A 26764-nucleotide genomic window follows, 5' to 3' on the forward strand; every position below is an offset into this window, starting at 1 on the left:
CTTAACCTTGATTTTCTGGGATTTATTCAAATCGAATAAAGCCTCTGATTTTAACCCGCGGACAATGGCCCTTGGGCAAAAGAGCGTCTGGACGCGCCGGGGAGTCAGCGATTTCCGCCGCGGTTGCCGCCCCCGCTGCGATTTCCGCCGCGGTTTCCACCGCCACCGCCACCGCCACCTCCGCCGCTGCGCCGTGGGCCCGAAGCACCGCCGCCGCCCGTACCGCTCCCCGCACGACGTTGGCCCTGGCCCGGCGCCTGCCGCTGGCGGGTAAAGGTTTCCGCACCGATATAACCAAACGAGGTCTTCATCGGGTCGGGCTGCGCTCCGCCAGGGCCCTTGTCACCGCGGTTGTCACGGTCGCCGCCCCGGTCGTCGCGGCGTTTCGGGCCCTGCCCGCCGGTGTTGCCGCCAAACTTGCCAGGCGGGCCGGAGCGGGGACCGGCGCCGGGGTTGCCCCCGTTGCCGCGCCCGCCCTTGGCGCCACGGCGACGGTTGGCGTCGCGTGGCGCTTCGTTGCGATTCAGGGGTGGCTGAAGGTCCAGCGGATCATGGCCGGCCTCATCGCCATGATCGCCTTGCTCGGTCGTCCGGCTTTTTTCCGGCATGACCTGCGCATCCGGTGCCCGGTTGGCGCCGTTGTCGGGCCGTCCCCGTCCGCCGCGTGGGCGGTCGTTGCGGCGCGGCCCGCGCCCTGGCCGGCCCTCGCCGGAGCCGGCTTCCCCGCCCGCCCCGGCTTCCCCGGTGCTCCTGTTGGCGCCACGCGGATCGGCACGGGCCTCTGAGCGTCCGACAGCGTTGGTCAGCGCATCGATATCGCGTTCGTCGAGTTCGACAAAGGCGCCGCGCTTGAGACCGCGCGGCAGCACCACCGCACCGTAACGGATGCGGATCAGGCGGCTGACAGCGTGACCCACGGCTTCGAACATGCGGCGCACCTCGCGGTTGCGACCTTCTGAAATCGTCACGCGGTACCAACAGTTGGCGCCCTCGCCGCCGCCGGCTTCAATCGTGCTGAACTGGGCCAGGCCGTCGTCGAGCTGCACGCCGTCGAGCAAGCGCTTTTTCTCCTCGTTGTTCAGCGCGCCCAGCACACGCACCGCGTACTCTCGCTCCAGACCAAAACGGGGATGCATGAGTTTGTTGGCGAGTTCACCGGAACTGGTCAGCAGCAAAAGTCCCTCGGTGTTCAGGTCGAGCCGGCCCACCGATTGCCACTTGCCCTGGAACAGCTTGGGCAGACGGCGAAACACCGTCGGCCGGTTTTGCGGATCGTCATGCGATACCACCTCACCGGCAGGCTTGTGGTAGGCGATGACCCGCGGCGGCGGCGGGTCGATGCGCACGCGGATCGGCTTGCCGTTGACCTTGACGGTGTCGCCAAACTGGATGCGCTGGCCAATGTGAGCCGGTTCACCATTGACGGAAATCCGGCCTTCCAAAATCAGCTGCTCCATTTCCAGCCGGGAACCAAGTCCCGCCTGCGCCAGCACCTTGTGCAGTTTGGGCGTTTCCGGCTGGGGCAGCAGCACGCGCTTGGGAAGCTCAAGCGCCACGTCTTCTTCTTCATCGGCATCGAACTGGCCGGTCACCACGTCTTCAAAACGGGCCAGCGCCGGCGTCACCGGCGCCGCGCGCTCGGGCCTGCCCGGCACCACATTGGCCGCATCGCCAGCAGGCGGCACCCCGATTGCTATCAAATCAGGAGCTGGCTGCGCAGCTGAATCGGGGGCTGGCGGCACAATGGGCTCATCAACCTGGGAGGTGGGAGCGGTGGCCGGAGGCGGATTGTCTTTTTGATTCATGCGTTTGCGTTCAGGCGTTGGGATCGGTGGCCGTGAGGCTGGTTAACGGAGCGTCCTGCGAATGGCCGGCATCCGCCGCATCGGAAAGTTCTGCGACCGGCAAGCCGGCCGGCCCGGGCGTCGCCTCGTCGCCGGCCACAGCCGCGGACATGCCAAACTCGATCTGATCGAGCATGGACGCCTGCGCCGCCGTGGCGTCCATGACCGGCAACTGGTCCAGCGACTCCAGTCCCAGATCGTCGAGAAACTGCCGCGTCGTGGCATACAGCCCCGGCCGCCCGACAGTTTCGCGGTGGCCGATGACCTCGACCCAACCGCGGTCCTCGAGCTGCTTCAGAAGCATGCTGTTGATGGTCACGCCCCGGATGTCTTCCATGTCGCCGCGTGTCACCGGCTGGCGGTAGGCAATGATGGCCAGCGTCTCCAGCGTGGCACGGGTGTAGCGCGGCGGTTTTTCAGGGTGCAGGCGATCGAGGTACTCGCGCATCTGCGGCCGGCTCTGGAAACGCCAGCCGGTCGCGACATGCACCAGCTCCACCCCCCGCCCGGACCAGTCGTTTTGCAGATCCTCCAGCAGGAGCTTGAGGGTGTCGGCGGTCAGTGCCCCGTTGAACAAAACACCCATCTCACGCAAAGGCAGCGGCTGCTGCGCGCAAATAAGTGCCGTTTCGAGGACGCGCTTGGCATCCGTCGTATTCATGGTCTTGGTTCCGAAATGATTCGAGATAAAGGCGCCTGGCGGCGCAGTTCACATTCATGCGCAACCACAACATCTGGGCGCGCCATGCGGCGGGTAGCAGAAAACTACTGGATTTGATTGTATCCCAGCCCCAGCTGGGCCAGCGCCGCGGCCAGATCCGCCGGCAGCGGCGCCCTGAACTCGAGGGCTGCGCCGGTGACGGGGTGGGTGAAAGCCAGTCGGCAGGCATGCAGGGCCTGCCGCGCCATGCCCGCGGCAGGCTTGCCGCCATACACCTCGTCGGCCACCAGCGGATGGCCGATGGAGGCCATGTGCACCCTGATCTGATGCGTCCGGCCGGTCTGCAGCCGGCAGCGTACCAGGCAAAACGGCCCTTCGTTTTGCAGCAGGTAAAAGCCGGTCGAGGCGGTCTTGCCGGCCGTTTTCTCCAGGTCCACCACCGCCATGCGCAGGCGATTGCGCGGGTCGCGGCCTATCGGCGCCTCGACCTGGCGCGACTTTGGCCCTTCCCAGGCGCCGTGGGCCAGCGCGATGTATTCGCGGCTGACACTTCGCTCGGCAATCATGGCCACCAGCTGGTCCATGACCTGGCGCCTGCGCGCCACCACCATGAGGCCGCTGGTGTCCTTGTCCAGCCGGTGCACAATGCCCGCGCGCGGCAGCAGGCTGGCCTGGGGATCGCGCGCCAGCAGCCCGTTGAGCAGCGTGCCGCTCCAGTTGCCGGGCGCCGGATGCACCACCAGGCCGGCCGGTTTGTTGATAACCAGCAGATGCTCGTCCTCAAAAAGAACCTCCAGCGCCATCACCTCCGGCTTGAAGGCCTGGCTTTGCGGCGTGGGCTTGAGTTCGATCTTGAGGTCGTCGCCGGCCTTGACCTTGGCGGAGACCTTGGTCACCGTGACGCCATTGAGCTGCACCGCGGCCGCCTCGATCAGTTGCTGCAGATAGCTGCGGGAGAACTCGGGCACAATGCCAGCCAGTGCCCGGTCCAGGCGCGCACCGTGACTCTCCACGGGAACACTGACCTCGCGCAACTCGGCATCGGCGGCCGTCTCGCCCTCCCCCAGAATGTCATCGGTCAGAGTGCCCGCCGCAGTGGCGCTCGATATAATCAGTTTGCTTTGTACAGAATCAGTCATCAATAGGATCAATTGCGATGTTTTCCACCAAATTATCGGTTGTTCCAGCCACACGCCCCGTGGCAGCGGCCATGCTTGTCTGTGCATTCGTCCTTTCGGCATGTTCTTCCACCGTGAAGGACCCCACGGCCAACTGGAGCCCCAACAAGATTTACACGGAAGCCAGGGACGAAGTGAATTCCGGCGCCTACGACAAGGCTGTCCCGCTGTTTGAAAAGCTCGAAGGCCGCGCGGCCGGTACACCGCTGGCGCAACAAGCCCAGCTGGAAAAAGCCTATGCCCAGTTCAAGAGCGGCGAGCAGGCACAGGCCCTGGCCACGCTGGACCGCTTCATCAAGCTGCACCCGGCCAGCCCGGCAATCGACTATGCCCTGTACCTCAAGGGCCTGGTCAACTTCAATGAAAACCTGGGCCTGTTCAGCTTCCTGTACAAGCAGGACCTGTCCGAGCGGGACCAGAAGGCCGCCAAGGAATCTTTCGAGTCCTTCAAGGAGCTGGTCAACCGTTTTCCCGAGTCCAAGTATTCGGCCGACGCACGCCTGCGCATGAACTACATCGTCAACTCCCTGGCCCAGTATGAAGTCCATGTGGCCCGCTACTACTACACCCGTGGCGCCTACATCTCGGCCATCAACCGTGCGCAAACCGCGATTGCAGACTACCGCGATGTGCCGGTGCTCGAAGAAGCCTTGTTCATTCTGTACAAGTCCTATGACGCCCTCAACATGACCCAGCTGCGTGACGACACCAAACGCGTGATGGAAAGAAGCTTCCCGCAGAGCGAATACCTGTCCAAGGGCTTCAAGTCGGTGGATGGGCCCTGGTACAAGTTCTGGTAAGCAGATCCAGCCGCTCGTTCAACTCCTCTTCCGACGCGAGGCGCTGCATGGGCGGCAGCGCACGCAGCAGCCGCTTGCCGTAACCCATGGATGCCAGGCGGCTGTCGCAGACCACCAGCACGCCCTGATCGGTCTCGCGGCGAATCAACCGTCCGGCACCCTGCTTCAGCGCCACGGCAGCTTCCGGCAGGAAATAGTCGTTGAAAGCACTTTTGCCTTCTGACTCCAGCAGCCGCGACCTGGCCTCCACCATCGGGTCGTTGGGTGGCGGAAACGGCAGCTTGTCGATGATCACCAGCTGCAGCGCCTCACCCGGCACATCGATGCCTTCCCAGAAGGAGGCGGACGCCACCAGCACACAGCCGCGTCCGCCATGGCTGTCGGCCTGGCGAAAACGCTCAATCAGGGTCCGCTTGGGCATCGCCCCCTGCACCAGCACCTCGATCTCAGCCGAACTTTCAAAGCTCGCCTGCAGGGCCTCGCCGATGGCGCGCAAGGCGCGCAAGGTCGTTGTCAGCACCATGGTGCGGCCGCCCAGCCGGCGTGCCCAGTCCGCAGCGGAGGCCGCCACCGCAGCCGTGTGCGTCGGGTCGCCCGGCTTGGGGAAGTTTCGAGGAACGTAAAACGCCGCCTGGCGCGCATAGTCGAACGGGCTGCCCACCTGCAACACCGTGGCGCCGGTCAAGCCGCAGGGCTGCGTGAACCAGCTCAGTTGCGCATCGTCGCCCAAGGTGGCCGAGGTGAAGACCCAGGTTTTCGCCGCCGCTTTGTCGTCGCTGAACACCCTGGCCTGAATGGCCTGGGCGATGTCCAGCGGGGACTCCACCAGCCGCAGCTGGGTGCCCACATCCAGCCAGCGGACACCGCCGGGCTCGGGGTCAAGGGCAAACGCACGGGCCCGCGCCTCCAGTTCGGCCGCGCGCTCGTGCAGGCGCACGAAATCCGGGGCCATCTCACTGACGGTGTTCAGGGCCTCACAGGCGCCGGCCAGCGCGGTGCTGACGGCCGCCAGCGCCTGCGCCCATTCGACGGGGGCCAGGCCTTCGGGCGCGGCATCGGTCCAGCGCAGCTTGCTGCCCGGATAGGCCTTGCCCACACACAGGCGCAGGTCACGCGCGGCATGTTCGGTCGCCCCGGCCAGCGCCTGCCAGTCCAGCAGGCCGCGCGCCAGCTGCAGCCCGGTGCCCAGCATGTCGCGCGCAAAATCGAGGAGTTGTCCGGTCGACAGGTTTTTCCCGAGAAACTGCACCCCGGTTTCATTGAGCTGGTGCGCCTCGTCAAAAATCGCAATGCGCACGGTCGGCAGCAGTTCGGCCACGCCAGACTCGCGCACCGCCAGATCCGCAAAAAACAGGTGGTGGTTGATCACCACCACGTCGGCCGCCAGCGCTTCACGGCGTGCATGGTTGACGTGGCAGGCGCGAAAGCGTGGGCACTGGGCGCCGAGGCAGTTTTCCCGGGTGGAGGTCACCCAGGGGATCACTGGTGAACGTTCGTCCAGCCCGGGCAGTTCAGCCAGATCGCCGGTGTCCGTTCCGCGCGCCCACTCCTCCACCTTGGCCAGCGTGCGAAGCGAGCTACGCTCCGGAAAGTTCGCGTCATGGCGGGCCATCTCCATGCGGTGCAGACAGAGGTAACTGCCGCGCCCCTTGAGCAAGGCGGTGCTGACCGGCACGCCCAGGGCCTTGACCAGGGCCGGCAGGTCGCGTCCGAACAACTGGTCCTGCAGGGCCTTGGTGGCGGTGGACAGCAGCACCCGCTCGCCGCTGAGCAGGGCCGGCACCAGGTAAGAGAAGGTTTTTCCGACACCGGTGCTGGCCTCCACCACCAGCGGATACGCGCCTTCGATGGCGCGCGCCACGGCCAGGGCCATCTCGGTCTGTCCGCTGCGCGGGACAAAATGCTCGGCTGCGCGCGCCAGCACACCTTCGGGGGCAAAAGCCTCCAGAACTTGCGATTCCAGGTTCATCAGGCGGGTTCGGGCGGGTCGAGGGCCAGCTCGAGCTGGGAGATCAGGTCACGCAGCAACAGGCGGCGTTTTTTCAGGCGCCTGAGCATCAACTCGTCGATCGGTACGGCATGTGCGGTGAGGTCCACCAGGGCATTGAGATCCGCATGTTCGATCTTGAGGTCTATGAGGTGACGCTCCGGGGAGTGCAGGTTGAAGTCCAAGTTTTTTTATCCGGGCGGGCAGCTTCATCTGATAATACGTCGATTACGGAGATAAATCGAGTCCACATGACTCGGCCATTTCAATATGTCCAAAGGTTATCGAATTACGGCGTCAACCGGTATCCACAAGGGAGACCGCGACTACCAGCAGGACCAGGTGGCCCTGCTCAGCCACCCGCGCATCGCCGGCTGCATGCTCGGCATCGTGGCCGACGGCATGGGCGGCCGAAGCGGTGGGCGCAAGGCGTCCGACCAGGTCATGATGACCGCCAAACAGCTGTTCGAGCGTTATGCCCCCGACACCGACGATGCGGTGGCCATGCTCAAACAGCTGCTGGAAGAAGCCCACACCGTGATCAAGCTCACGGCCATTTCCGCCGAACAGGAGCCGCACAGCACGCTGGCTGCGTTTCTGATCAACCCGGGCGGCGACTGCCACTGGGTCCACGCCGGCGACTCGCGTATTTACCATTTTCGGGGCGCCAAACTGGTCACGCGGACCATCGACCACTCGTATGTCCAGACATTGGTGGACAAAGGCGAACTCACCGAGGAAGAAGCCAACGTGCATCCGCAGTCCAACATCTTGATGGGCTGTCTGGGCACCGAGGAGGCGCCACCGGTGAGCCAGCACTACATTCCCCACCTGGGTCCGGGCGACTCACTGATCGCCTGCAGCGACGGTGTCTGGCACTATTTCAGTCCCAGTGAGATGGGCTCCGCCCTGTCGATGTTGTCGCCACGCGAGGCCACCGAATTCCTGATCCAGAAAGCACGGTCGCGGGCTCACGGCAGCGGCGACAACCTGTCGCTGGTGATCGTCAAGCTTGAGGCACTGGCCTGACCTCAGCCAGGGGCGGGCAAGGGCTTGGCCGCCGGTTTCGTCTGCTCGCGCAGCCTCTGCTCGCGGGTGGCTTTTCTCTCCTGCGCTTCCTGCTGCTTGTCCTTGTAAATCTGGGCCTCTTTGGCACTGGCGGCCTGCTTGTCTGCACGCGCCTGGGCCCTCTGCTTCGCGCCTTGGTCCTTACCGGCCGCCGCGGCCGCATTGGATGCTTCGTTCTGCTGCAAATCGCTGCGGTCGCTGGCCTTCTGGCGCGTCCGCTCTTCGCGGGCTTTGGTGGCTTCCAGCGCCGTCGCGCGGCGCTCGGCCGCCTGCCGCTCAGCCTCGGGTGACGATTTTTCCTCGATCTTGCGAACCTGCTCGGCCGCCTTTTGCCGGCGCTCCTGCTCATTGAGGGCAACTTCCCGTAACTTCAGGTCGGCCATCGCCTCGCGCCGTCTGGGTTTGATGGCATTGAGGCAGCTGTTGACAAAAAACTTCTTGTAACAGGCGTCTTCTTCCGCAGCAAACGCCGCCTCCAGGCTGGCGCGCTCGGCGCTGATGCGCTGCCGTTCGCGTTCGGCGGCGGCCGACACCAACTCATCCTGGGTCTGAGCGCTTGACGCGAAACCCAGGGTGGACAGCAGCAGGAAAAGAAACAGTTTTTTCATGTCAGGGTGGTATCCACATTTCTGCGCTCCAGCGCCAAAAACTCGGCAGACTGCATTTCATTGAGCCTGGAAACCGTCCGGGGAAACTCGTGTGCCAGGGGACCTTCGGTATATAACGCCTCCGGGGGGACTTCGGCCGACATGATGAGTTTGACACGCCGGTCGTACAACACATCAACCAGCCAGGTAAAGCGCCGCGCCTCGGATGCCATGCGCACAGGCATGTGCGGCACATTGCTGAGAAGCACCGTGTGAAACTGGGTGGCGATTTCCAGGTAGTCATTTTGCGAACGCGGTCCGCCGCACAGGGTCTTGAAATCGAACCAGACGACGCCGCCCGCCTTGCGCCTGGCATAGATTTTTCGCGACTCGATGTGCAGCACCGGCGATTCGTCATGGGACTCCGCCAGCCGCTGAAAAGTTTCCTCCATCTCCGCGTCGGCCTGCGGCCCCAGCGGCGTGTGGTAGAGCCTGACCTGCTCGAGCGTGCGCCGGCGGTAGTCGGTCCCGTTGTCCACGCTGATGACTTCAAGGTTCTGCTTGAGCAGCGCTATCGCCGGAAAAATGCGGTCCCGGTGCAGGCCGTTCGGGTAGAGGTCGTCGGGATGGAAATTGGAGGTGGTGACAAAACCCACGCCATTGTCAAACAGCGCCGCCAGCAGGCGGTGCAGAATCATCGCATCGGTGATGTCGGCGACGTGAAACTCGTCAAAGCAGATGAGGCGGTAACGTTTGGCAATACGTTTACCCAGCTCGTCGAGCGGGTTGACCGTGCCCTGGAGATCGCGCAGTTCCCGGTGAACTTCACGCATGAATTCGTGAAAATGCAGGCGCGTCTTGCGCTTGAGCGGAACCGCGTTGTAAAAGCAGTCCATCAGGAAGCTTTTGCCGCGCCCCACCCCGCCGTACATGTAAACCCCGCGCGGGATGTCGGGCCGGTTGATCAGCTTCTTGAGCGGATTGGAACGCTTCTCCTTGAACGCCGCCCATTCGGTGGCACAACGCTCCAGCGCGTCCACCGCCCGCAACTGGGCGGGGTCACTGGTGTAACCCCGCGTCTTCAGTTCAGACTCGTAATCCGAACGCACCGACATCGTCAAGGCTTCGGTGCCGGGAATCAGAAATTCAGCGTCCGCTTGTCGACGGCCAGCGCCGCCTCCTTGGTGGCCTCGCTGAGCGACGGATGGGCATGGCAGATTCTCGCAATGTCTTCTGCGCTGGCACGGAATTCCATGGCCACAACACATTCGGCGATCAGTTCGCTGGCGAAGGGGCCGACGATGTGCACGCCGAGAATTTCGTCGGTGGCGGCGTCCGCCAGCATTTTCACCATGCCGGTGGTATCGCCCAGGGCGCGCGCGCGGCCGTTGGCCATGAAGGGGAAGGTGCCGGCCTTGTAGGCCCGGCCCGCCGCCTTGAGCTGCTCTTCAGTCTGGCCGACCCAGGCAATCTCGGGGTTGGTGTAGATGACCCAGGGAATGGTGTTGAAGTTGACATGGCCGTGCTGGCCGGCAATGCGCTCGGCCACCGCCACACCCTCTTCTTCCGCCTTGTGCGCCAGCATGGGGCCGCGCACCACATCACCGACGGCCCAGACGTTGGGCAAGTTGGTTTTGCATTCTTCGTCGACCACGATGGCGCCACGCTCGTCCAGCGCCAGGCCCACGGTTTCCGGCGTCAGGCCGATGGTGTTGGCGGTCCGGCCGATCGAGACAATCAGCTTGTCGACATCGAGCGTCTGGGCCTCGCCCTTGGCATTGGTCCAGGCGACGGATACGCCTTTTTTGCCGGACTTGATCTCGCCAACCTTGACGCCGAGCTCGATTTTCAGACCCTGCTTGACAAAGGCCTTGTGCGCTTCCTTGGCGATCTGCTGATCAACAGCCCCCAGGAAGGTGGGCAGGCCTTCCAGGATGGTCACCTCGGCACCGAGGCGCCGCCAGACCGAGCCCATTTCCAGGCCGATCACGCCGGAGCCGATCAGGCCCAGCTTTTTGGGCACGGCACCGATACGCAGGGCGCCATCGTTGGACAGGATATTTTCTTCATCAAAAGGCGCGCCGGGCAAGGCGCGTGCATTCGAACCCGTGGCCACGATGACATGTTTGCCGGAGAGGGTTTCCTCGGCGGCTCCCGCCACCTTGATGTCATAAAGACCGTCCTTCGCCGCGACGAAAGAGCCTCGGCCATGGAAGAAGGTGACCTTGTTCTTCTTGAACAGGTAGACGATGCCGTCGTTGTTCTGCTTGACGACCGTGTCCTTGCGCGCCAGCATCTTCGCAACGTCCAGGCCCAGGCCCTGGACCTCGATGCCATGGTCGGCAAAGTGGTGGCTGGCGTGGTCGAAATGTTCCGACGATTGCAGCAAGGCCTTGGACGGAATGCAGCCGATGTTGGTGCAGGTACCGCCCAGGGCCGGCCCGCCCTTGGCGTTTTTCCACTCGTCGATGCAGGCGACGTTGAAGCCCAGCTGGGCAGCGCGGATGGCGGCAATGTAGCCACCGGGACCGCCACCAATGACGATCACGTCGAATTGTTTGGACATGTACGGCTCCTTAGATGTCAAACAACAAACGTGCCGGGTCTTCCAGCGCTTCCTTCATCGCCACCAGGCCGAGCACGGCTTCGCGGCCGTCGATGATGCGGTGGTCGTAGCTCATGGCGAGGTAGTTCATCGGGCGGATCACGATCTGACCGTTCTCTACAACGGCGCGGTCCTTGGTGGCATGCACGCCCAGGATGGCCGACTGGGGCGGGTTGATGATCGGGGTCGACAACATGGAGCCGAAGGTTCCACCGTTGGAAATCGAGAAGGTGCCGCCGGTCATGTCTTCAATGCCCAGCTTGCCGTCCTGTGCTTTTTTCCCGAACTCGGCAATCTTCTTTTCGATGTCGGCAAAACTCATCTGGTCGGCATTGCGCAGAATGGGCACCACCAGGCCGCGCGGCGAACCGACGGCGATGCCGATGTCGAAGTAGCCGTGGTAGACGATGTCATTGCCGTCGACCGACGCATTGATCACCGGAAATTTCTTCAGTGCATGCACGGCGGCTTTCACAAAGAAACTCATGAAGCCGATCTTCACGCCGTGCTCCTTGGTGAACTGGTCCTGGAACTTCTTGCGCATTTCCATCACCGGCGCCATGTTGACTTCATTGAAGGTGGTCAGGATGGCGTTGGTCGACTGCGATTGCAGCAGGCGCTCGGCAATACGGGCACGCAGGCGGCTCATGGGCACGCGCTGCTCGGGACGGTCGCCCAGGTCGCGGGCCCTGGTCGGCGCCGCCACTTGAGGCAAGGAAGTGGTTGGAGCGCCCGTAGGTATTGCGCTGGCAGCTACTGATTTAGGAGCAGATGGGGCACCGCCGGCCACCGCGACTAGCACGTCGCCCTTGGTGACCCGGCCATCCTTGCCGGTTCCGGGAACCGAGCCGGAAGCCAACTGGTTGTCGGCCATCAGCTTGGCGGCGGCAGGCATCGGCACACCGGCCATGCTGCCACCGGAAGCCGCAGGCGCAGCAGCGGGGGCGGAGGCAGTGGCCACAGCCACCGCTGCTGCGGCAGGTGCAGCAGCAGAGGCCTTGCCTTCGGTATCGATTCTGGCAATCAGCTGTTCGGCCGTGACCGTGCCACCGTCGGCGACCAGGATCTCGGCCAGGACACCGGCGGCAGGCGCGGGCACTTCCAGCACCACCTTGTCGGTTTCGATCTCGATCAGGATTTCGTCGATGGCGATGGCGTCGCCGACTTTTTTCTTCCACTGCAGCATGGTGGCTTCCGCCACGGATTCGGACAACTGCGGGACCTTGACTTCTACGATAGCCATGTGAATTCTTTCGGGTTGTGGGTTCGATGGGGTGCGCCAGCCGGCGCAGCCCTCTTATTTGGTCAGGACAAAGCCCTTGAGCTTGCCGAAGGCGCCGTCGACCAGCGCTTTTTGCTGTTCCTGGTGCAGGTGCGAATAACCCACGGCCGGGGACGCCGAGGCCGCACGGCCCGAGTAACCCAGCTTCTGGCCTTCGGCCATGTTTTCATGGATGTAGTGCTGCACGAAGAACCAGGCGCCCTGGTTCTGCGGCTCGTCCTGGCACCAGACGATGTCGGTGACATTCGGGTACTTCTTCAGCTCGGCCGCAAAAGCCTTGTGTGGGAAGGGATAGAGCTGCTCCACACGCAGGATGGCGACGTCGTCGACGCCCTTTTCCTCGCGCTTCTTGGCCAGGTCGTAGTAGACCTTGCCCGAACAGGCGACGACACGTTTGACCTTGTCGGCCTTGAGCCCGCCGCTGTCGGGGATCACCGTCTGGAAACCGCCCTTGGTGAACTCGGACAGTGGCGAGGTGGCATCCTTGTTGCGCAGCAGCGACTTGGGCGTCATGATGACCAGCGGCTTGCGCAGGTTGCGCACCATCTGGCGGCGCAGCACATGGAAGATCTGGCTGGCCGTCGTCGGCTGGACCACCTGCATGTTGGTGTCGGCCGACAGCTGCATGAAACGCTCCAGGCGCGCCGAGCTGTGCTCCGGCCCCTGGCCTTCATAACCGTGCGGCAGCATCAACGTGATGCCGTTGACACGGCCCCACTTGACCTCGCCCGAGGCGATGAACTGGTCGATCACGACCTGTGCACCGTTGGCGAAGTCGCCGAACTGTGCTTCCCAGATCACCAGCGTGTTGGGATCGTTGGAGGCATAACCGTATTCGAACGCCAGCACCGCCTCTTCCGACAGGATGGAGTCGATCACGACAAACGGAGCCTGGTTGTCGGCCACGTTCTGCAGCGGCACATAGGTGCCGGTATCCCACTTCTCACGGCTCTGGTCGTGGATCACCGAATGGCGGTGGGTGAATGTGCCGCGTCCACAGTCCTCGCCGGACAGGCGCACCGGGTAGCCGCTGGCCACCAGCGAGGCCAGCGCCATGTGTTCGCCCATGCCCCAGTCCACCGGAATGTCGCCGCGGCCCATGGCTGCGCGGTCGTCGTACACCTTCTTGACAAGCTGGTGGGCCGTGACCGTCGGCGGGATGGTGCTGATTTTTTCAGACAGACGTTTCCACTCGGCCATCGGAATGGCGGTGTCGCCGGCGTCGGTCCATTTCTTGCCCAGGTAGGGGCTCCAGTCCACCGCGTACTTGCTCTTGAAGTTGGTGATGACCGGGTCAAAGGTGCTTTTGCCGGCATCCAGCGCGGCGCGCACGGCCTTGACCATGTCGTCACCCAGCGTCTCGCCCATGCCCTGCGCCGCCAGCTTGTCGGCGTACAGTTTGCGGGTACCGGGGTGTTGTGCAATTTTCTTGTACATCAGCGGCTGCGTGAGCGCCGGCGTGTCCTGCTCGTTGTGGCCCAACTTGCGGAAACAGATGATGTCCACCACGACGTCCTTCTGGAATTCCATGCGGAACTCGAGCGCGAGCTGGGTCGCCAGCACCACGGCTTCCGGGTCGTCGCCATTGACGTGCAACACGGGCGCCTCGATCATCTTGACGACGTCGGTGCAGTACAGCGTGGAGCGGCTGTCGCGCGGGTCGCTGGTGGTGAAACCGATCTGGTTGTTGATCACGATGTGCACCGTGCCACCGGTGGAGTAGCCCCGGGTCTCGGCCAGGGCCAGGGTTTCCATGACCACGCCCTGCCCGGCAAACGCCGCGTCGCCGTGCACCAGCACCGGCAACACCTGCAAGCCCTTGGGGTCGGCGCGGCGATCCATGCGGGCGCGCACCGAGCCCTCGACCACTGGATTGACGATTTCGAGGTGCGAGGGATTGAACGCCAGGCTCAGGTGCACCGGCCCGCCGGGGGTGGTGACGTCGGAACTGAAACCCTGGTGGTACTTGACGTCGCCGCTGGGCAGGTCTTCCGGGGCGGTGTGCTCAAACTCGGCAAACAGGTCGGCCGGCACCTTGCCCAGCGAGTTGACCAGCACGTTCAGGCGGCCGCGGTGGGCCATGCCGATCACGATCTCCTGCACGCCGATGCTGCCGCCGCGCTGGATCAGTTCGTCCATGCTGGCGATGAAGCTCTCGCCGCCTTCGAGCGAGAAGCGTTTTTGCCCGACATATTTGGTGTGAAGGAAACGCTCCAGGCCTTCCGCCGCCGACAGGCGGTCCAGGATGTGGCGTTTCTTCTCGGGCGTGAAATGAGGCTTGCTGCGGATGGCTTCGAGTTTTTGCTGCCACCAGCGCTTCTGGTTCTGGTCCGTCATGTACATGTACTCGGCACCGATGGTGCCGCAGTAGGTCTCGCGCAGCGCATTGAGCAGCTCGCGCAGGCTCATGGTTTCCTTGCCGAAGAAGGTGTTGCTGGTGTTGAACACCGCTTCCTGGTCGGCATCGGTGAACCCGTAGAACGACGGGTCGAGCTCGGGAATGTTGTCGCGCTCGGTGCGTTTGAGGGGGTCCAGGTCGGCCCAGCGGGCGCCGACGTTGCGGTAGGCGGCAATCAGCTGCTGGACGGCCGTGCGCTTGCGTCCCCACTCGGAGTCGGCGGTGGAAGCACCCACCACACGGGTCACGCCCTGCTTGGCACGTTCGGCGAAGGCGTTGACGACCGGCAGATGCGGCACGTCTTTGGCGTTGCTGCCGTCAACGGCAGGCACATTTTGCAGGGCGTCGAAATACTCGCGCCAGTTGTCGGGCACGCTGCCGGGGTTGGCAAGGTAGTTTTCGTACATCTCTTCGACATAGGGCGCATTGCCGCCGAAGAGATAGGTGTTGCCTTGATAGGCCGAATAGACGGACGATGCCGCCGGCAGGGAACTCATTACGCTGACCTCCGTTTCCCTTGGGGAAACATTAGCTGGCCACAGCAGGATGTGGCTGGTTGATTAACCTTCCGCAACACGGCTGGACCGATTAGCGGATGCGACTGTGGCAAGGAAGGGCCTTCAGAAACACCCTCAATTGTGCCACCGAATGGCTAAATGACGAAACCCGGGCCGCCACCCAGGCGCCCGGGTTTTGTCAGGAAGTGTCAGCCGCTGCCGGCTGGACCCGGCGCCTCAGGCCAGGCCGGGATTACCGGCATGCCGACCAGGCTCGGCAGATTGAGTTTGGGCGGCCCAGGCTTCAACGGGCTTGCCATTCAGGCGCATGTCCTGGATACGCCGGCCCATTTTGGCGCCCGACTCACAACGCGGTAGCGCAGACCGCCAGCCCGTATACGGGCCTGACCTATGCCAGGAACCCCGGTGCCGGCATGGTCACCGGCGCGGTGGTTTTCAAGAAATAACCGCGATCCGGTCGCAGGCCACCGCGATCGCCTGCCTTCACCCGCCCAAGGCTATTGAAACAGCCGGAATGCTACATTTTTCATAGCTGATGGCGCAAGTGCCATCATGGCCAACACCACTTTTTGCATCAAGAGGCAGGGGCGCGCCCCGGCTGTCAGGCTGCGCCCATCAGGTCCCGGATCTGCTGCAGTGCTGCCGGATCGTCCATGGTGGTCAGGTCGCCGGCGTCGCGCCCCTCACACACCGCCTGGATCGCGCGCCGCAGCAGCTTGCCGCTGCGGGTTTTCGGCAGCACCGACACAAAACGCACACGCGAGGGCCGGGCCAGCGCGCCCAGGTCCTGGTCCACGCGCCTCATGATCTCACCTTCGAGCTTGAGTGCCGCGGCGCCGTCCGTCAGCACGCTGCTGTCCTTGGGCACCACAAACGCCATGGCCACCTGCCCCTTGAGGCTGTCCGCCACACCGACCACGGCCACCTCCGCCGCACCGGCATGGCCGGAAATGCTTTCCTCGATCTCGCGCGTGCCCAGCCGGTGTCCCGCCACATTGATCACGTCGTCAGTGCGGCCCAGGATGAAGTAGTAACCGTCCTCGTCGCGTATGCCCCAGTCGAAGGTGCTGTAGACCATCTTGCCGGGCACGCTTTTCCAGTAGGTGTTGACGAAACGCGCATCGTCCTTCCAGATCGTCTGCATGAAGCCCGGCGGCGTCGGCCCCTCCAGCACGACCACCCCCTTTTCGTTCGGCTGCGTCAGCTCTTCGCCGGTCGACTCGTGCAGCAGCTTGACGTTGTAGCCGTACATCGGAATGCCGGGGCTGCCGAACTTGCTGGGTTTTTTCTCGACCGCGTTGGCAATCGTCAGGATCGGCCAGCCGCTTTCGGTCTGCCAGTAGTTGTCGATGATGGGCACGTTCAAGCCCTCGCTGATCCAGCGCGCGGTCGGCTCGTCCAGCGGCTCACCGGCCAAGTACAACGCGCGCAGGCTGGACAGGTCGTATTTCTTGAGCAGCGCCGGGTCCTGCTTCTTCAAGACGCGCACCGCCGTCGGTGCGCTGAACATGGCCGTGACCTTGTATTTTTCGACCAGGCGCCACCAGATGCCGCCGTCGGGCTGCTTGTCCAGGCCCTGTGTCGGCAGGCCCTCGTACATCAGCGTCGCCATGCCGGCAATCAGCGGACCATAAATGATGTAGCTGTGGCCGACGACCCAGCCGATGTCGCTGGTCGAGAAATAGGTTTCGCCCGGCCGGCCGTCGAAGATGTGTTGCATGCTGGCGGCCAGCGCCACCGCGTAGCCGCCGGTGTCGCGCTGCACGCCCTTGGGCTTGCCCGTGGTGCCGCTGGTGTAAATCGTGTAGCTGATGTCGGTGGACTTCATCCATTCGCAGGGCACCTGGTCGTCCAGGTGCCTGGCGCGCAGATCCGACCACAACTGGTCGCGCCCGGCCATCAGTTGCATCGGCGAGAGTCCGCGGTCCACCAGCAGCACCGCCTCGGGCTTGTGGCTGGACAGGCGGATCGCCTCGTCCAGCAGCGGCTTGTAAGGCACGATCTTGCCGCCGCGCGAGCCCGCGTCGGCACTGACGATCACCTTGGGCGTCGCGTCCTCGATGCGCGAGGCCAGCGAGCCGCTGGCAAACCCTCCGAACACCACGCAATGAATGGCGCCTATGCGCGCACAGGCCAACATGGCAAACGCCGCCTCGGCAATCATGGGCATGTAGATCAGCACGCGGTCGCCCTTTTGCACGCCCAGCGCCTTCAGGCTGGCCGCCATGCGCTGCACTTCGACATGCAATTCGGCAAAGCTGTAGGTTTTTTCGATGCCGGTTTCGGTCGACACGTAAATCAGCGCCGCCCGGCCGGCCCGGTCTTTCAGATGCCGGTCCACCGCGTTGTGGCACAGATTGGTGGTACCGCCTTCAAACCAGTTCACAAACGGCGGCTTGTCGTCGTTGCAGACCCGCGTGAAAGGCTGCTGCCAGTCAATCAGTCTGGCCTGCTCGGCCCAGAAGGCGTCGGGCTGCTCGATCGACTGACGGTAGAAGTCGGCGTAGCTTGTCATGCGTTTGTCTCCGGAATGTTTCGTTGGGTCCAGGGCTCAGATCTTGACGACGATGCGGCCGCGCACCTTGCCGGCCATCAAGTCAGCGGCTTTTTCTGCCGCCCGGCTCAGTGGTACTTCTTCCACGATGGCTTCGAGTTTGGCCGGGTCCAGGTCCGTCGCCAGCCTGTCCCAGGCCTGCTGGCGGCGCGCCAGCGGGGCCAGCACGCTGTCGATGCCTGCCAGTGTCACGCCACGCAGGATGAAGGGCATCACCGTGACCGGAAAGTCCGCCCCCTGGGCCAGCCCGCAGGCCGCCACCACGCCGCCGTAACGCGTTTGCGCGCAGGCATTGGCCAGCGTGTGCGAACCGACCGCGTCCACCACGGCGGCCCAGCGTTCCTTTTGCAGCGGCTTGCCCGGTGCAGCCAGCTCGGCCCGGTCCATCACGGCGCCCGCGCCCAGTTGCTTCAGATAAGCTTCCTCGCTGGCCTTGCCGGTGGCCGCCACCACGCGGTAACCGAGCTTGCCCAACAGCGCCACCGCCACGCTGCCGACACCGCCGGTGGCACCCGTGACCAGCACCTCACCGTCGCCGGGCTTCAGGCCATGCTTTTCCAGCGCCAGCACACACAGCATGGCGGTGTAACCCGCCGTGCCGATGGCCATGGCCTGGCGTGTGGTGAAAGCGGCCGGCAGCCTGACCAGCCAGTCGCCCTGCAGGCGCGCGCGTTCGGCCATCAGGCCCCAGCGCGTCTCGCCCAGGCCCCAGCCGTTGTGGATGAAACGGTCGCCGGTTTTCCACGCGGGGTGGCTGGATTCGAGCACCGTGCCCGCACCATCAATGCCCGCCACCATGGGCCAGCTGCGCACCACCGGGCCGGTGTTGGTGATGGCCAGGCCATCCTTGTAGTTCAGGGTCGAATACTCGACCTGCACCAGCACATCGCCGGCCGGCAACTGGGCTTCATCGAGAGAAACAAGCGCGGCAGAAAAGCCGGCATCGGACTTGTTGAGTTGCAGGGCTTTGAACATGGTTGTCTCCGGTTAGTCTCTAAACTGAATTCATAATTATTTATAACAGACTTGCATGGGACTGACAGGTTCCCCAGGACATCTCAAAGTCTGTCGGTGGTCCGCCCGACTTGGTCGCCCAGCGCCAAACCGCACCTGCACAACCGAGCCACGGCAGCACTTGGAGGGCCGTCCGATGAAAAAGGCGGTAACCCTGCCATTGCCCCCCCCCCAACCGACGGACAGCCCGCCTCGATGGCGTCAAAACTCAAGCGCGTCGGCGATCGCCTTGATCCCGGCCTGAGCGCAGACCTCATCAACTTCGCCGCCAGGGGCACCAGAGACACCAATGGCGCCATAAATGGCGCCGCCACCCTCAATCAGAAGGCCACCCCCCACCGCGAGCATGCGCGGCACGCCGCGAATGCCGCTCATGGGCCGGCCCGCCTGGGTTTCCGCCGCCAGCGCCAGCGTGGAGGTGCGGAAACTGACAGCCGTCCACGCCTTGTTGGTGGCGACCTCCACGGTGTGCGGACCCGCGAAACGGTCACGCAGAAAGACCTGGGTCAGGCCGGCACGGTCGACCACGGCCACGCCGATCTGGTAGCCTTGCTGGCGGCAGGCCTCCATGGCCGCCCTGGCCGCTGTCAGCGCCGTTTCCGGCGTGAGTGATTTGGTCTGAAACGTGGCCTGTTGCGCAAAGGCGAGTCCGGCAAGCCCGAAGAGCACGAGGGCCAGAAGGGTTGAAGTACGCATGGTGTCTCCTGCAGATCGCTGGGTTCCAGGGAAGAAACGGGACGGCCAACTTCCAGGCAGACGACACCCGTACTGGTGGGGCTACAGAGTGACACCCCGCCGCGCGGGAAAGGTCACACGATTCATCCCCCGACGGAAGGGCAAGTCCAGCACCATCGTAGCGGCTGGCGCCGATTTGGCAAAGCCCTTCTCACCCACCCGTCAGCCCCCTTGGCCACCGGCCGCGCCACGGCCAGGAACGCGTGGCTCACTTGTGCGCGATGGGCTTGTCCGTGAAGAGGTAGTCTTTCATCTCACTCGAAAATTTAGGATCCTTCCTGCGGATCCACTCGAGAACCATGGCCGCATGTTCCTTTTCCTCGTCACGGTTGTGCTGGAGGATGGCCTTGAGGTCGGGGTCTTTGCAGGCATCGGCGCGCTGGTTGTACCAGTCCACCGCCTCCAGCTCCTCCATGAGCGAGACGATGGCCCGGTGCATGTCCCGGGTTTCGTCGGACAGTTCATTGATGGGTTCGTGGTAACCAACACTGGACATGGTGTGTTCTCCTGTTGCAGTCAGTTCTTATAACAAACCCAGCCCGAGCGGCGGTGATCAGGGTGCTTGTCCGATCACTGCGCTCAATGAATTGCGCGCGCTACTCCACCAGGGCCAGCACGTCCCTGAACGCCGGATGCTCCGCGGTGCGCAGCCACTCAAACGCCACCATCTCGGTCGTCACCAGTTCGGCGCCGGCGCCGGCCAAGCGGTCGAAGGCCGCATCGCGGTTGCGTTCGGTGCGCGAACTGCAGGCGTCGGTCACGACCCAGACCTCGAACTCCTCTTCGAGCAGGCCCAGCGCGGTCTGCAGCAGGCACACATGCGCCTCGCAGCCGGCCATCACGATGACGCCCCGCCCTTCTTCTTCTGCCGGCGCGGCCTTCTGCAGGTGTTTGGGCAGGCTGCGGGCATTGCCGCCTGCAGGGGCCTTGCGGGCGGGTGGCCGCAGCCACTCGGCCAGGCCATCGTCCACGGCGTTGAAATGCATCTTGTCCAGCGTCCTGCCGCCGGCCGCCGCGATGGCAGCAGCGACCCCGGGCAGGTTGGGGCCCAGCTTGTCGGGCGTCTGCGCCGTGCCCCAGACCGGCACCTCCATGAGCCTGGCCATGCCGGCCAGCCGCAGCGCATTGGCAACCACGAGGTCGCCTTCAAAAATGGCGGGCATCAGGCGGACCTGGTAGTCCACCAGCACGAGTTGGGAGTCATCGGCATCAAGCAACATAGGTAGTCCTGAGAGTTGGGTTCAAAATGGTTTTTCGACCCGGTGCAGCGGGAGCGCCAGGCTCTTTTCACCGCAAGCCGGTGGAATGTCAGGGCGCCGGTGGCTGTACCGGCAGTTGTGCAAACTTGAGCAGGCGCGTTGCCAGCAGGGTTTCGGCCAGGAAACACAGCAGCGCCAGCAGGAAACAGAACACCCCCGAGAGGAAACTCACCGTGGCGATCTTGAGCGTGGGCAGGTCGCTGGTCTCGCCGAGGAAAAGCAGCACAATGGTCAGGCCGATCAGGATGGCGCAAAAGGTCAGCAGGGCCAGACAGCCGTTGACCAGCCAGCCACGGTGCCGCAGTTCGCCCAGCTCCGCATACATCCTGATGGCTTTGGCCTCCTCGACGCCGCCACTTTCCAGCCGATTCTCCAGAAAACGCGCGCGGTCAATGATGCGGGCCAGCCGGCCCGCCACGGCGGCAATCATCCCGGAAACGGCCGTGAGCAGGAACACCGGCGCCACAGCGAGCTGTATGCCGTGGGTAACCGCGGCAAGGTCAGGCGCAAAGTTCATGCAGGACTCCAGCTTATCGGTTGGGAAGATCGGTATTTTGTCATGCGGCCATCAGCTTGCGCGCCGGTTGTTCAGCCTGGCCAGGCTTTTGCCGCGGCCTTCCTACGCAAGAGTCGTCGCTGTCCGACACGCCGTTCCAGCAAGCTCCGGCAAACTGCGGGCTGTGCGTGGCGATGCCGCCCCGCGGGACGGGACAAGCTGTCCCCGCTGGCGGCTTGCCCGCAACCGCAAGCGGGCCGCGCAGCGAGGCCCCGATGATAGGATGTTTGAGTTGCCCTCCCTGAACGTGAATCAAAAGTTATGACACCCACCCCTGTCCGCCTGCCGGTAGCCGCCCCCACCCAGGACCTGCTCCGCGAGGAGGCCGCCCGCTACGCGCTGCTGCGCCGCATCGCGCCGGCCATCCGCCACCACATGGCCGGCACACTGCAGCCCATAGGCATGATTGCCGCCATTCTCGACCGGCGGCTGCAGGCAGAGACCCCCGACCTGGCCGTTCTGCGCGACAACAGCAAGTCGATCAGCACACTGTCGCGTTCGGCATCCGCCGCCAGCATGAACCTGATCACCTGGGTCGTCCCCAAGGAAAACGGCAGCATCGCGCTGGAGGCCGGCATCGAGGAAGCGCTGGGCATGCTGGCGACCGATCTGGCCTTTCGCGGCTTCACGGTCGCCAACCAGGTCAACGCGCCCGATGTCGCCACCTCTGTTTTTGCGTTGCGCACTGTGTTCACCGCCAGCCTGATTGCGCTGACCGACGCGGCGCACGCCCCCGCCAACGTGGTGCTCAGCAGCGAACCCGCCGGTGACCAGACCCGGGTGTGCATCACGGTCACCCGCACCGAGGGCGCAGCGACGCCGGACGAGGGGCGTGGTTACCGCGCCCTGGGCTGGGACGATGTGCAGGCCCTGGCGGACGCCGAGCAAGTCAGCATCCGCTACAGCGCGGTACATGCCGACATGCTGTTCCACAGGATCGAACAGGCGCTGGTGATCGGCTGACGCCTGCACCGTCTGTTCTCGTTTTGATAGCTGCTTTCGCCTGCCAGGGGCTGGAGGCCAAAAGCGCTTGAAAATCAAGCAATGCTGGTTTGCTCTTTCTGGTAGTTGGCAATGCCATCGGTGATTTCCTTGCGTGCCGCCTCCGGCCCTTCCCAGCCCTGGATCTTGACCCACTTGCCGTCTTCGAGGTCCTTGTAGTGCTCAAAGAAATGGGCGATGGTTTTCAGGCGCAGCGGGTTCATGTCTTCGGGCTTTTGCCACTGGGTGTACAGCGAGCACTTCTTGTCCACCGGCACGGCCAGCACCTTGCCGTCTTCGCCGGCCTCGTCGGTCATTTTCAGGATGCCGATGGCGCGGCAGGTCACCACCACTCCGGGGATCAGCGGCACCGGCGTGATCACCAGCACATCGACCGGATCGCCGTCGCCGCTGAGGGTCTTGGGCACATAGCCGTAGTTGGTCGGGTAATGCATGGACGTGCTCATGAAGCGGTCCACAAAAATCGCACCGGACTCCTTGTCCACCTCGTACTTGACCGGGTCGGCATTCATCGGGATTTCGATGATCACGTTGAAAGCGTCGGGAGCGTTTTTACCGGGGGTAACTTTATCGAGGGACATGGTCTCTTTGTGTTGAAGTAATGAAAAGGTGGACGGCTCAGTCAGTATTTACCCTCATTTTACTGATTCGGACCTGACGCTTCGCGAACTTGTCACGATTTGGCGTTAAATTTCAAAGGTTGGCCAATCGTCTTGTCTCTACGTAGGACACGAGCAACGAGGAAGCAACGCAGCGGAGGCACCGCTAGCGTGGCGCCTCCTCCAAGCGAAAAACAACGTAGGAGATCTCTCTATGACAGGCAACTCAGCGCTTCTTCTTGCGCTCGTCTGCGGACTGGCCGCCGTGGCTTACGGCTTCTGGGCCCGCAGCTGGATTCTTTCCCAGGACGCAGGCAACGCGCGCATGCAGGAAATTGCAGCCGCGATTCAAACCGGTGCCGCCGCTTATCTGGCGCGCCAATACAAGACCATCGCCATCGTCGGCGTGGTGCTGGCGATTCTGATTGGCCTCTTTCTTGACGTGCCCAGCGCCATCGGCTTTGTCGTTGGCGCGGTGCTGTCAGGTGCCTGCGGCTTCATCGGCATGAACGTCTCGGTGCGCGCCAATGTGCGCACCGCACAGGCCGCCACCAAGGGCATTGGCCCGGCGCTGGACATCGCCTTTCGCGGCGGCGCGATCACCGGCATGCTGGTCGTCGGTCTGGGCCTGCTGGGCGTCACCGCCTTTTACTGGTTTCTGGTCGGCAATGGCAACTACACGCCCAATGCCAACCTGGCCAACCTGCTGAATCCGCTGATCGGTTTTGCCTTTGGCGCCTCGCTGATTTCCATCTTCGCCCGCCTCGGCGGCGGCATTTTCACCAAGGGCGCCGACGTCGGCGCCGACCTGGTGGGCAAGGTCGAGGCCGGCATCCCGGAGGACGACCCGCGCAACCCGGCCGTGATTGCAGACAACGTCGGCGACAACGTGGGCGACTGCGCCGGCATGGCCGCCGACCTGTTTGAAACCTACGCGGTGACGCTGATCGCCACCATGGTGCTGGGCGCCCTGCTCGTCACCAATGCAGGAACCAGCGCCGTGGTCTATCCGCTGGCGCTCGGCGCGGTGTCCATCATCGCGTCCATCATCGGCTGCTTCTTTGTGAAGGCTTCACCCGGCATGACCAATGTGATGCCGGCGCTTTACAAAGGCCTGGCGGTGGCAGGCGGCCTGTCGCTGATCGCCTTTTACTTTGTCACGACCTGGCTGATGCCCGACAACGCGATCAAGGCCGTGGGCAGCCAGATGGCGCTGTTTGGCGCCTGCGCCGTCGGCCTGGTGCTGACCGGCGCGCTGGTCTGGATCACCGAGTACTACACCGGCACGCAGTACGCCCCGGTGCGCCATATTGCGCAGGCCTCCACCACCGGCCACGGCACCAACATCATTGCCGGCCTGGGTGTGTCCATGCGCTCGACCGCCGGACCGGTGATCTGCGTCTGTATCGCGATCTGGGTCTCGTTCCAGCTGGCCGGCCTGTACGGCATCGCGATTGCCGCAACCTCCATGCTGAGCATGGCCGGCATTGTGGTGGCGCTTGATGCCTACGGCCCGATCACCGACAACGCCGGCGGCATTGCTGAAATGGCCGACATGCCACCCGAGGTGCGCGCCGTCACCGACCCGCTGGACGCAGTGGGCAACACCACCAAGGCCGTGACCAAAGGCTACGCCATCGGTTCGGCCGGTCTGGCCGCGCTGGTGCTGTTTGCCGACTACACACACAAGCTCGAAGCCTACGGCAAGGCCATCAGCTTTGACCTGAGCGACCCGATGGTCATCATCGGCCTGTTCATCGGCGGCCTGGTTCCCTACCTGTTCGGTGCGATGGCCATGGAAGCCGTGGGCCGCGCCGCCGGTGCGGTGGTGGTTGAAGTGCGGCGCCAGTTCCGCGAGATCAAGGGCATCATGGAAGGCACGGCCAAGCCCGAATACGGCCGCGCCGTCGACATGCTGACCACTGCGGCCATCAAGGAAATGATGATTCCGTCGTTGCTGCCCGTGGTGGTGCCGATTCTGGTCGGCCTGCTGCTCGGTCCGGCGGCCCTGGGAGGCATGTTGATGGGCACCATCGTGACCGGCCTGTTCGTGGCGATCTCCATGTGCACCGGTGGCGGTGCCTGGGACAACGCCAAGAAGTACATCGAAGACGGCAACCATGGCGGCAAGGGCTCCGAAACCCACAAGGCCGCCGTGACCGGCGACACCGTGGGTGACCCCTACAAGGACACGGCCGGCCCCGCCATCAACCCGCTGATCAAGATCATCAACATCGTGGCGCTGCTGATCGTGCCGCTGATGATGAAGTTCCATGGCGGCAATGCCAATGCAGCGCCGGCCACCCCCGCGGTGGCGCCGGCAGCCGTGAGTGCACCGGCCGCTCCGGCGGTCACCCCGACCGCGCCCGGCATGCCCGCACCGGCACCTGTCCAGGCGCCAGGTGCAGCGGCCACGCCGACGCCAGCGAAATAAAAGAAGAACAAGCCACGCTTTACCTCGGCCCGCTTCGGCGGGCCTTTTTTTTATGGGTGCGGCGCGGCCAGCACGGCGCGCACCAGCGCGCTGCAGGCCGGTGTCAGGGCCGCCAGCTCCGCTGTGCGGTCGCTTTCAATGGCCTGCAGGACCAGCTCATTGATGCCACCGACCACCGCCATCGCCATGGCCGCAGTCAACGCCGCGTCCTGCGGGCTGTGCCGGTGGCCGGCATGCACGACCTGCACCACAAAATCGGCCAGTTCCTGGTTCATCTGGCGCCGCACCTGCAGGCCCTCGGGGCCCAACCCGAGGATGTCGATGAACAGTGTGCGCAGCAACGCCGGGTTGCTGGCCAGACAACCCAGGTAGGCGCCCATCGCGTGCTCGACCTGGATCTTCCAGTCGCGGCCGGGGTCGATCGCGTCCTTGAGCACCTTGAACGCGCCATGGCTGGCCGCCACGTAAAGCGCGATCAGGCAGTCTTTCTTGGTGGCAAAACACTCGTAAAACGTGCGTTTGGATACGCCGGCCTCGCGCACGATGTCGGCCACCGTGGTGTCGGCATAGCCTTTGAGCGCCACGCTGTGCGCCATGCCTTCGAGCAGGCGCGAACGGTAGGCCCTGGTTGCTTCCAGGCCGGCGGCGGGAATGTCTTCGGAATACATCGGTCAGGCATCCTCCATGCAAAGTTAAAACCATGACGGTATTTGGTGGTACTTGACAGTACCACAGCGCCACCCTATAGTCATTGTCACTGGTACCCACAAGTACCACGGTTATGTCCACGGGAGAAAACATGAGTGAACTGGTTGTACGCCGCCTGCTGATTGACCTTGAGACGCCCCTGCCGCGGCACTGGTGTGCCGGCGATGCGTTTCGCACGGCTTTTTTCAACGCACTGTCCATGAGTTTTCCGGTCGGCGAGCAGTTCTTCATTGATTCGGTGCGCAACGGCCTGCAAGCCCTGCCGCCTCCCTTGCAGGACCAGTACAAGGCCGAGGTCCAGGGCTTTATCGGGCAGGAGGCCACGCATCGCCGCGTTCACAGCCTCTTCAACAGCCATCTGGAAAAACAGGGCCTGGTCAATGACTGGGCGCCGCGTGCTGAAAAAAACATGCAGTTGCTGGCCGGCACCAACCCGCGCCACGCGCTGGCCATCACTGCGGCCAACGAACACTTCACCGCGATTTTTGCGGAGTGGATGCTGCGCAACCATGACCTGCTCGACGGCTGCGAGCCGCGCCTGAAAACCATGTGGCTGTGGCACAGTGCCGAAGAGTCGGAGCACAAGAACACCGCCTTTGACCTGTATGCCGCGCTCGGTGGCAGCCAGGAATGGCGCATCAAGTGGTTCCGCCGCATCACTTTTGTGTTTTTGACCGACACCCTGCGCCAGACCGTCAACAACCTGCACCACGATGGCACCTTGTGGAAGTGGCGCACCTGGAAAAGCGCCGCCAGCTACCTGTTCGGTCAGCGCGGACTGATCCGCCAGACCTTCAAACCCTGGCGCGAGTATCTGCGCCCGGACTTTCACCCCAACCAGCAGAGCAGCGACCTGTCGGCGCGCTGGCTGGCCAGCAACACCAGCGCCTACACCCCTGTCGGGGCATAGTTCCGGGCAGACTGGCTCGGCCGCTATTCATTTCATAGCATATTCCCCTCCTGAAGAAGGAGCGG

23 protein-coding genes are annotated in these 26764 nt (G+C 63.8%); 5 read left to right on the plus strand and 18 right to left on the minus strand.

The annotated features are described in order from the left end of the window. Nucleotides 1-104 precede the first annotated feature (104 nt). The 3 genes from B7G53_RS01665 to B7G53_RS01675 all read right to left on the minus strand — a co-directional run bounded on the left by B7G53_RS01665 (nucleotide 105) and on the right by B7G53_RS01675 (nucleotide 3644). Nucleotides 105-1805 carry a pseudouridine synthase gene (locus B7G53_RS01665; protein WP_096662565.1) on the minus strand — a complete coding sequence of 567 codons (1701 nt, stop codon included), beginning with the start codon at nucleotides 1803-1805 and terminating at the stop codon, nucleotides 105-107. Between the two features lie 10 nt (nucleotides 1806-1815). Continuing rightward, complete coding sequence (gene scpB, locus B7G53_RS01670; protein WP_096662567.1) at nucleotides 1816-2505, minus strand: SMC-Scp complex subunit ScpB; 690 nt, start codon at nucleotides 2503-2505, stop codon at nucleotides 1816-1818. A gap of 104 nt (nucleotides 2506-2609) precedes the next feature. After that, nucleotides 2610-3644: an RluA family pseudouridine synthase gene (locus B7G53_RS01675; RefSeq protein WP_096662569.1), complete on the minus strand. Its 1035-nt coding sequence runs from the start codon at nucleotides 3642-3644 to the stop codon at nucleotides 2610-2612. Between the two features lie 17 nt (nucleotides 3645-3661). On the opposite strand from B7G53_RS01675, the gene B7G53_RS01680 reads away from it, so the two are divergent. After that, nucleotides 3662-4483, plus strand: coding sequence for an outer membrane protein assembly factor BamD (locus B7G53_RS01680; protein WP_096662570.1), 822 nt, complete (start codon nucleotides 3662-3664; stop codon nucleotides 4481-4483). Here the strand turns inward: B7G53_RS01680 and B7G53_RS01685 are convergent. Together B7G53_RS01685 and B7G53_RS01690 are read right to left on the minus strand one after the other, a co-directional pair. After that, nucleotides 4446-6452: an ATP-dependent DNA helicase gene (locus B7G53_RS01685; RefSeq protein WP_096662572.1), complete on the minus strand. Its 2007-nt coding sequence runs from the start codon at nucleotides 6450-6452 to the stop codon at nucleotides 4446-4448. The two genes, B7G53_RS01680 and B7G53_RS01685, sit on opposite strands and share 38 nt — an antisense overlap. Then, nucleotides 6452-6655: a DUF465 domain-containing protein gene (locus B7G53_RS01690; protein ID WP_096662574.1), complete on the minus strand. Its 204-nt coding sequence runs from the start codon at nucleotides 6653-6655 to the stop codon at nucleotides 6452-6454. The genes B7G53_RS01685 and B7G53_RS01690 overlap by 1 nt, the downstream gene beginning before the upstream one ends. A gap of 85 nt (nucleotides 6656-6740) precedes the next feature. Between B7G53_RS01690 and B7G53_RS01695 the strand changes: the two genes are divergently transcribed. Further along, nucleotides 6741-7499 carry a PP2C family protein-serine/threonine phosphatase gene (locus B7G53_RS01695; RefSeq protein WP_096662576.1) on the plus strand — a complete coding sequence of 253 codons (759 nt, stop codon included), beginning with the start codon at nucleotides 6741-6743 and terminating at the stop codon, nucleotides 7497-7499. A 2-nt stretch (nucleotides 7500-7501) separates the two neighbouring features. On the opposite strand, the gene B7G53_RS01700 is transcribed toward B7G53_RS01695, so the two are convergent. The 11 genes from B7G53_RS01700 to B7G53_RS01750 form a co-directional block, all read right to left on the minus strand. Next, entirely contained in the window at nucleotides 7502-8146 is a 645-nt protein-coding gene (locus tag B7G53_RS01700) for a hypothetical protein (protein WP_096662578.1), read from the minus strand. Beyond that, nucleotides 8143-9240 carry a cell division protein ZapE gene (zapE, locus tag B7G53_RS01705; RefSeq protein ID WP_096662580.1) on the minus strand — a complete coding sequence of 366 codons (1098 nt, stop codon included), beginning with the start codon at nucleotides 9238-9240 and terminating at the stop codon, nucleotides 8143-8145. The genes B7G53_RS01700 and zapE overlap by 4 nt, the downstream gene beginning before the upstream one ends. A 23-nt stretch (nucleotides 9241-9263) precedes the next feature. After that, nucleotides 9264-10691 carry a dihydrolipoyl dehydrogenase gene (lpdA, locus tag B7G53_RS01710; RefSeq protein ID WP_096662582.1) on the minus strand — a complete coding sequence of 476 codons (1428 nt, stop codon included), beginning with the start codon at nucleotides 10689-10691 and terminating at the stop codon, nucleotides 9264-9266. A gap of 10 nt (nucleotides 10692-10701) precedes the next feature. Continuing rightward, nucleotides 10702-11973 carry a 2-oxoglutarate dehydrogenase complex dihydrolipoyllysine-residue succinyltransferase gene (odhB, locus tag B7G53_RS01715; RefSeq protein WP_096662584.1) on the minus strand — a complete coding sequence of 424 codons (1272 nt, stop codon included), beginning with the start codon at nucleotides 11971-11973 and terminating at the stop codon, nucleotides 10702-10704. Nucleotides 11974-12027: 54 nt separating this feature from the next. Further along, nucleotides 12028-14907 carry a 2-oxoglutarate dehydrogenase E1 component gene (locus B7G53_RS01720; protein ID WP_441338954.1) on the minus strand — a complete coding sequence of 960 codons (2880 nt, stop codon included), beginning with the start codon at nucleotides 14905-14907 and terminating at the stop codon, nucleotides 12028-12030. A 622-nt stretch (nucleotides 14908-15529) separates the two neighbouring features. Next, a complete protein-coding gene (locus tag B7G53_RS01725; protein WP_096662586.1) occupies nucleotides 15530-17443 on the minus strand; it encodes a propionate--CoA ligase in 1914 nt (637 codons plus the stop codon). 36 nt (nucleotides 17444-17479) lie between these two features. Further along, on the minus strand, nucleotides 17480-18457 hold the full coding sequence (acuI, locus tag B7G53_RS01730; RefSeq protein ID WP_096662588.1) for an acrylyl-CoA reductase (NADPH): 978 nt from the start codon (nucleotides 18455-18457) through the stop codon (nucleotides 17480-17482). 240 nt (nucleotides 18458-18697) lie between these two features. Further along, nucleotides 18698-19192: a GlcG/HbpS family heme-binding protein gene (locus tag B7G53_RS01735; RefSeq protein WP_096662590.1), complete on the minus strand. Its 495-nt coding sequence runs from the start codon at nucleotides 19190-19192 to the stop codon at nucleotides 18698-18700. 247 nt (nucleotides 19193-19439) lie between these two features. Beyond that, nucleotides 19440-19727, minus strand: coding sequence for an encapsulin-associated ferritin-like protein (locus tag B7G53_RS01740; RefSeq protein WP_096662592.1), 288 nt, complete (start codon nucleotides 19725-19727; stop codon nucleotides 19440-19442). Between the two features lie 100 nt (nucleotides 19728-19827). Next, nucleotides 19828-20451, minus strand: coding sequence for an isochorismatase family protein (locus tag B7G53_RS01745; protein ID WP_096662594.1), 624 nt, complete (start codon nucleotides 20449-20451; stop codon nucleotides 19828-19830). An 88-nt stretch (nucleotides 20452-20539) separates the two neighbouring features. Then, complete coding sequence (locus B7G53_RS01750) at nucleotides 20540-21007, minus strand: DUF2721 domain-containing protein (protein WP_096662596.1); 468 nt, start codon at nucleotides 21005-21007, stop codon at nucleotides 20540-20542. A gap of 300 nt (nucleotides 21008-21307) precedes the next feature. On the opposite strand from B7G53_RS01750, the gene B7G53_RS01755 reads away from it, so the two are divergent. Next, nucleotides 21308-22009, plus strand: a complete 702-nt coding sequence (locus B7G53_RS01755) for a hypothetical protein (RefSeq protein WP_096662598.1) — start codon at nucleotides 21308-21310, stop codon at nucleotides 22007-22009. 74 nt (nucleotides 22010-22083) lie between these two features. On the opposite strand, the gene ppa is transcribed toward B7G53_RS01755, so the two are convergent. Continuing rightward, nucleotides 22084-22629 carry an inorganic diphosphatase gene (ppa, locus tag B7G53_RS01760; protein ID WP_096662600.1) on the minus strand — a complete coding sequence of 182 codons (546 nt, stop codon included), beginning with the start codon at nucleotides 22627-22629 and terminating at the stop codon, nucleotides 22084-22086. A gap of 232 nt (nucleotides 22630-22861) precedes the next feature. On the opposite strand from ppa, the gene B7G53_RS01765 reads away from it, so the two are divergent. Beyond that, complete coding sequence (locus tag B7G53_RS01765) at nucleotides 22862-25081, plus strand: sodium-translocating pyrophosphatase (RefSeq protein ID WP_096662602.1); 2220 nt, start codon at nucleotides 22862-22864, stop codon at nucleotides 25079-25081. Nucleotides 25082-25131: 50 nt separating this feature from the next. On the opposite strand, the gene B7G53_RS01770 is transcribed toward B7G53_RS01765, so the two are convergent. Continuing rightward, on the minus strand, nucleotides 25132-25749 hold the full coding sequence (locus B7G53_RS01770) for a TetR/AcrR family transcriptional regulator (protein ID WP_176491251.1): 618 nt from the start codon (nucleotides 25747-25749) through the stop codon (nucleotides 25132-25134). A 131-nt stretch (nucleotides 25750-25880) separates the two neighbouring features. Between B7G53_RS01770 and B7G53_RS01775 the strand changes: the two genes are divergently transcribed. After that, nucleotides 25881-26699, plus strand: coding sequence for a metal-dependent hydrolase (locus B7G53_RS01775; RefSeq protein ID WP_096662604.1), 819 nt, complete (start codon nucleotides 25881-25883; stop codon nucleotides 26697-26699). Nucleotides 26700-26764: the final 65 nt, after the last annotated feature.

The organism is Polaromonas sp. AET17H-212, assembly GCF_002379085.1.
GTDB lineage: Bacteria > Pseudomonadota > Gammaproteobacteria > Burkholderiales > Burkholderiaceae_C > Polaromonas.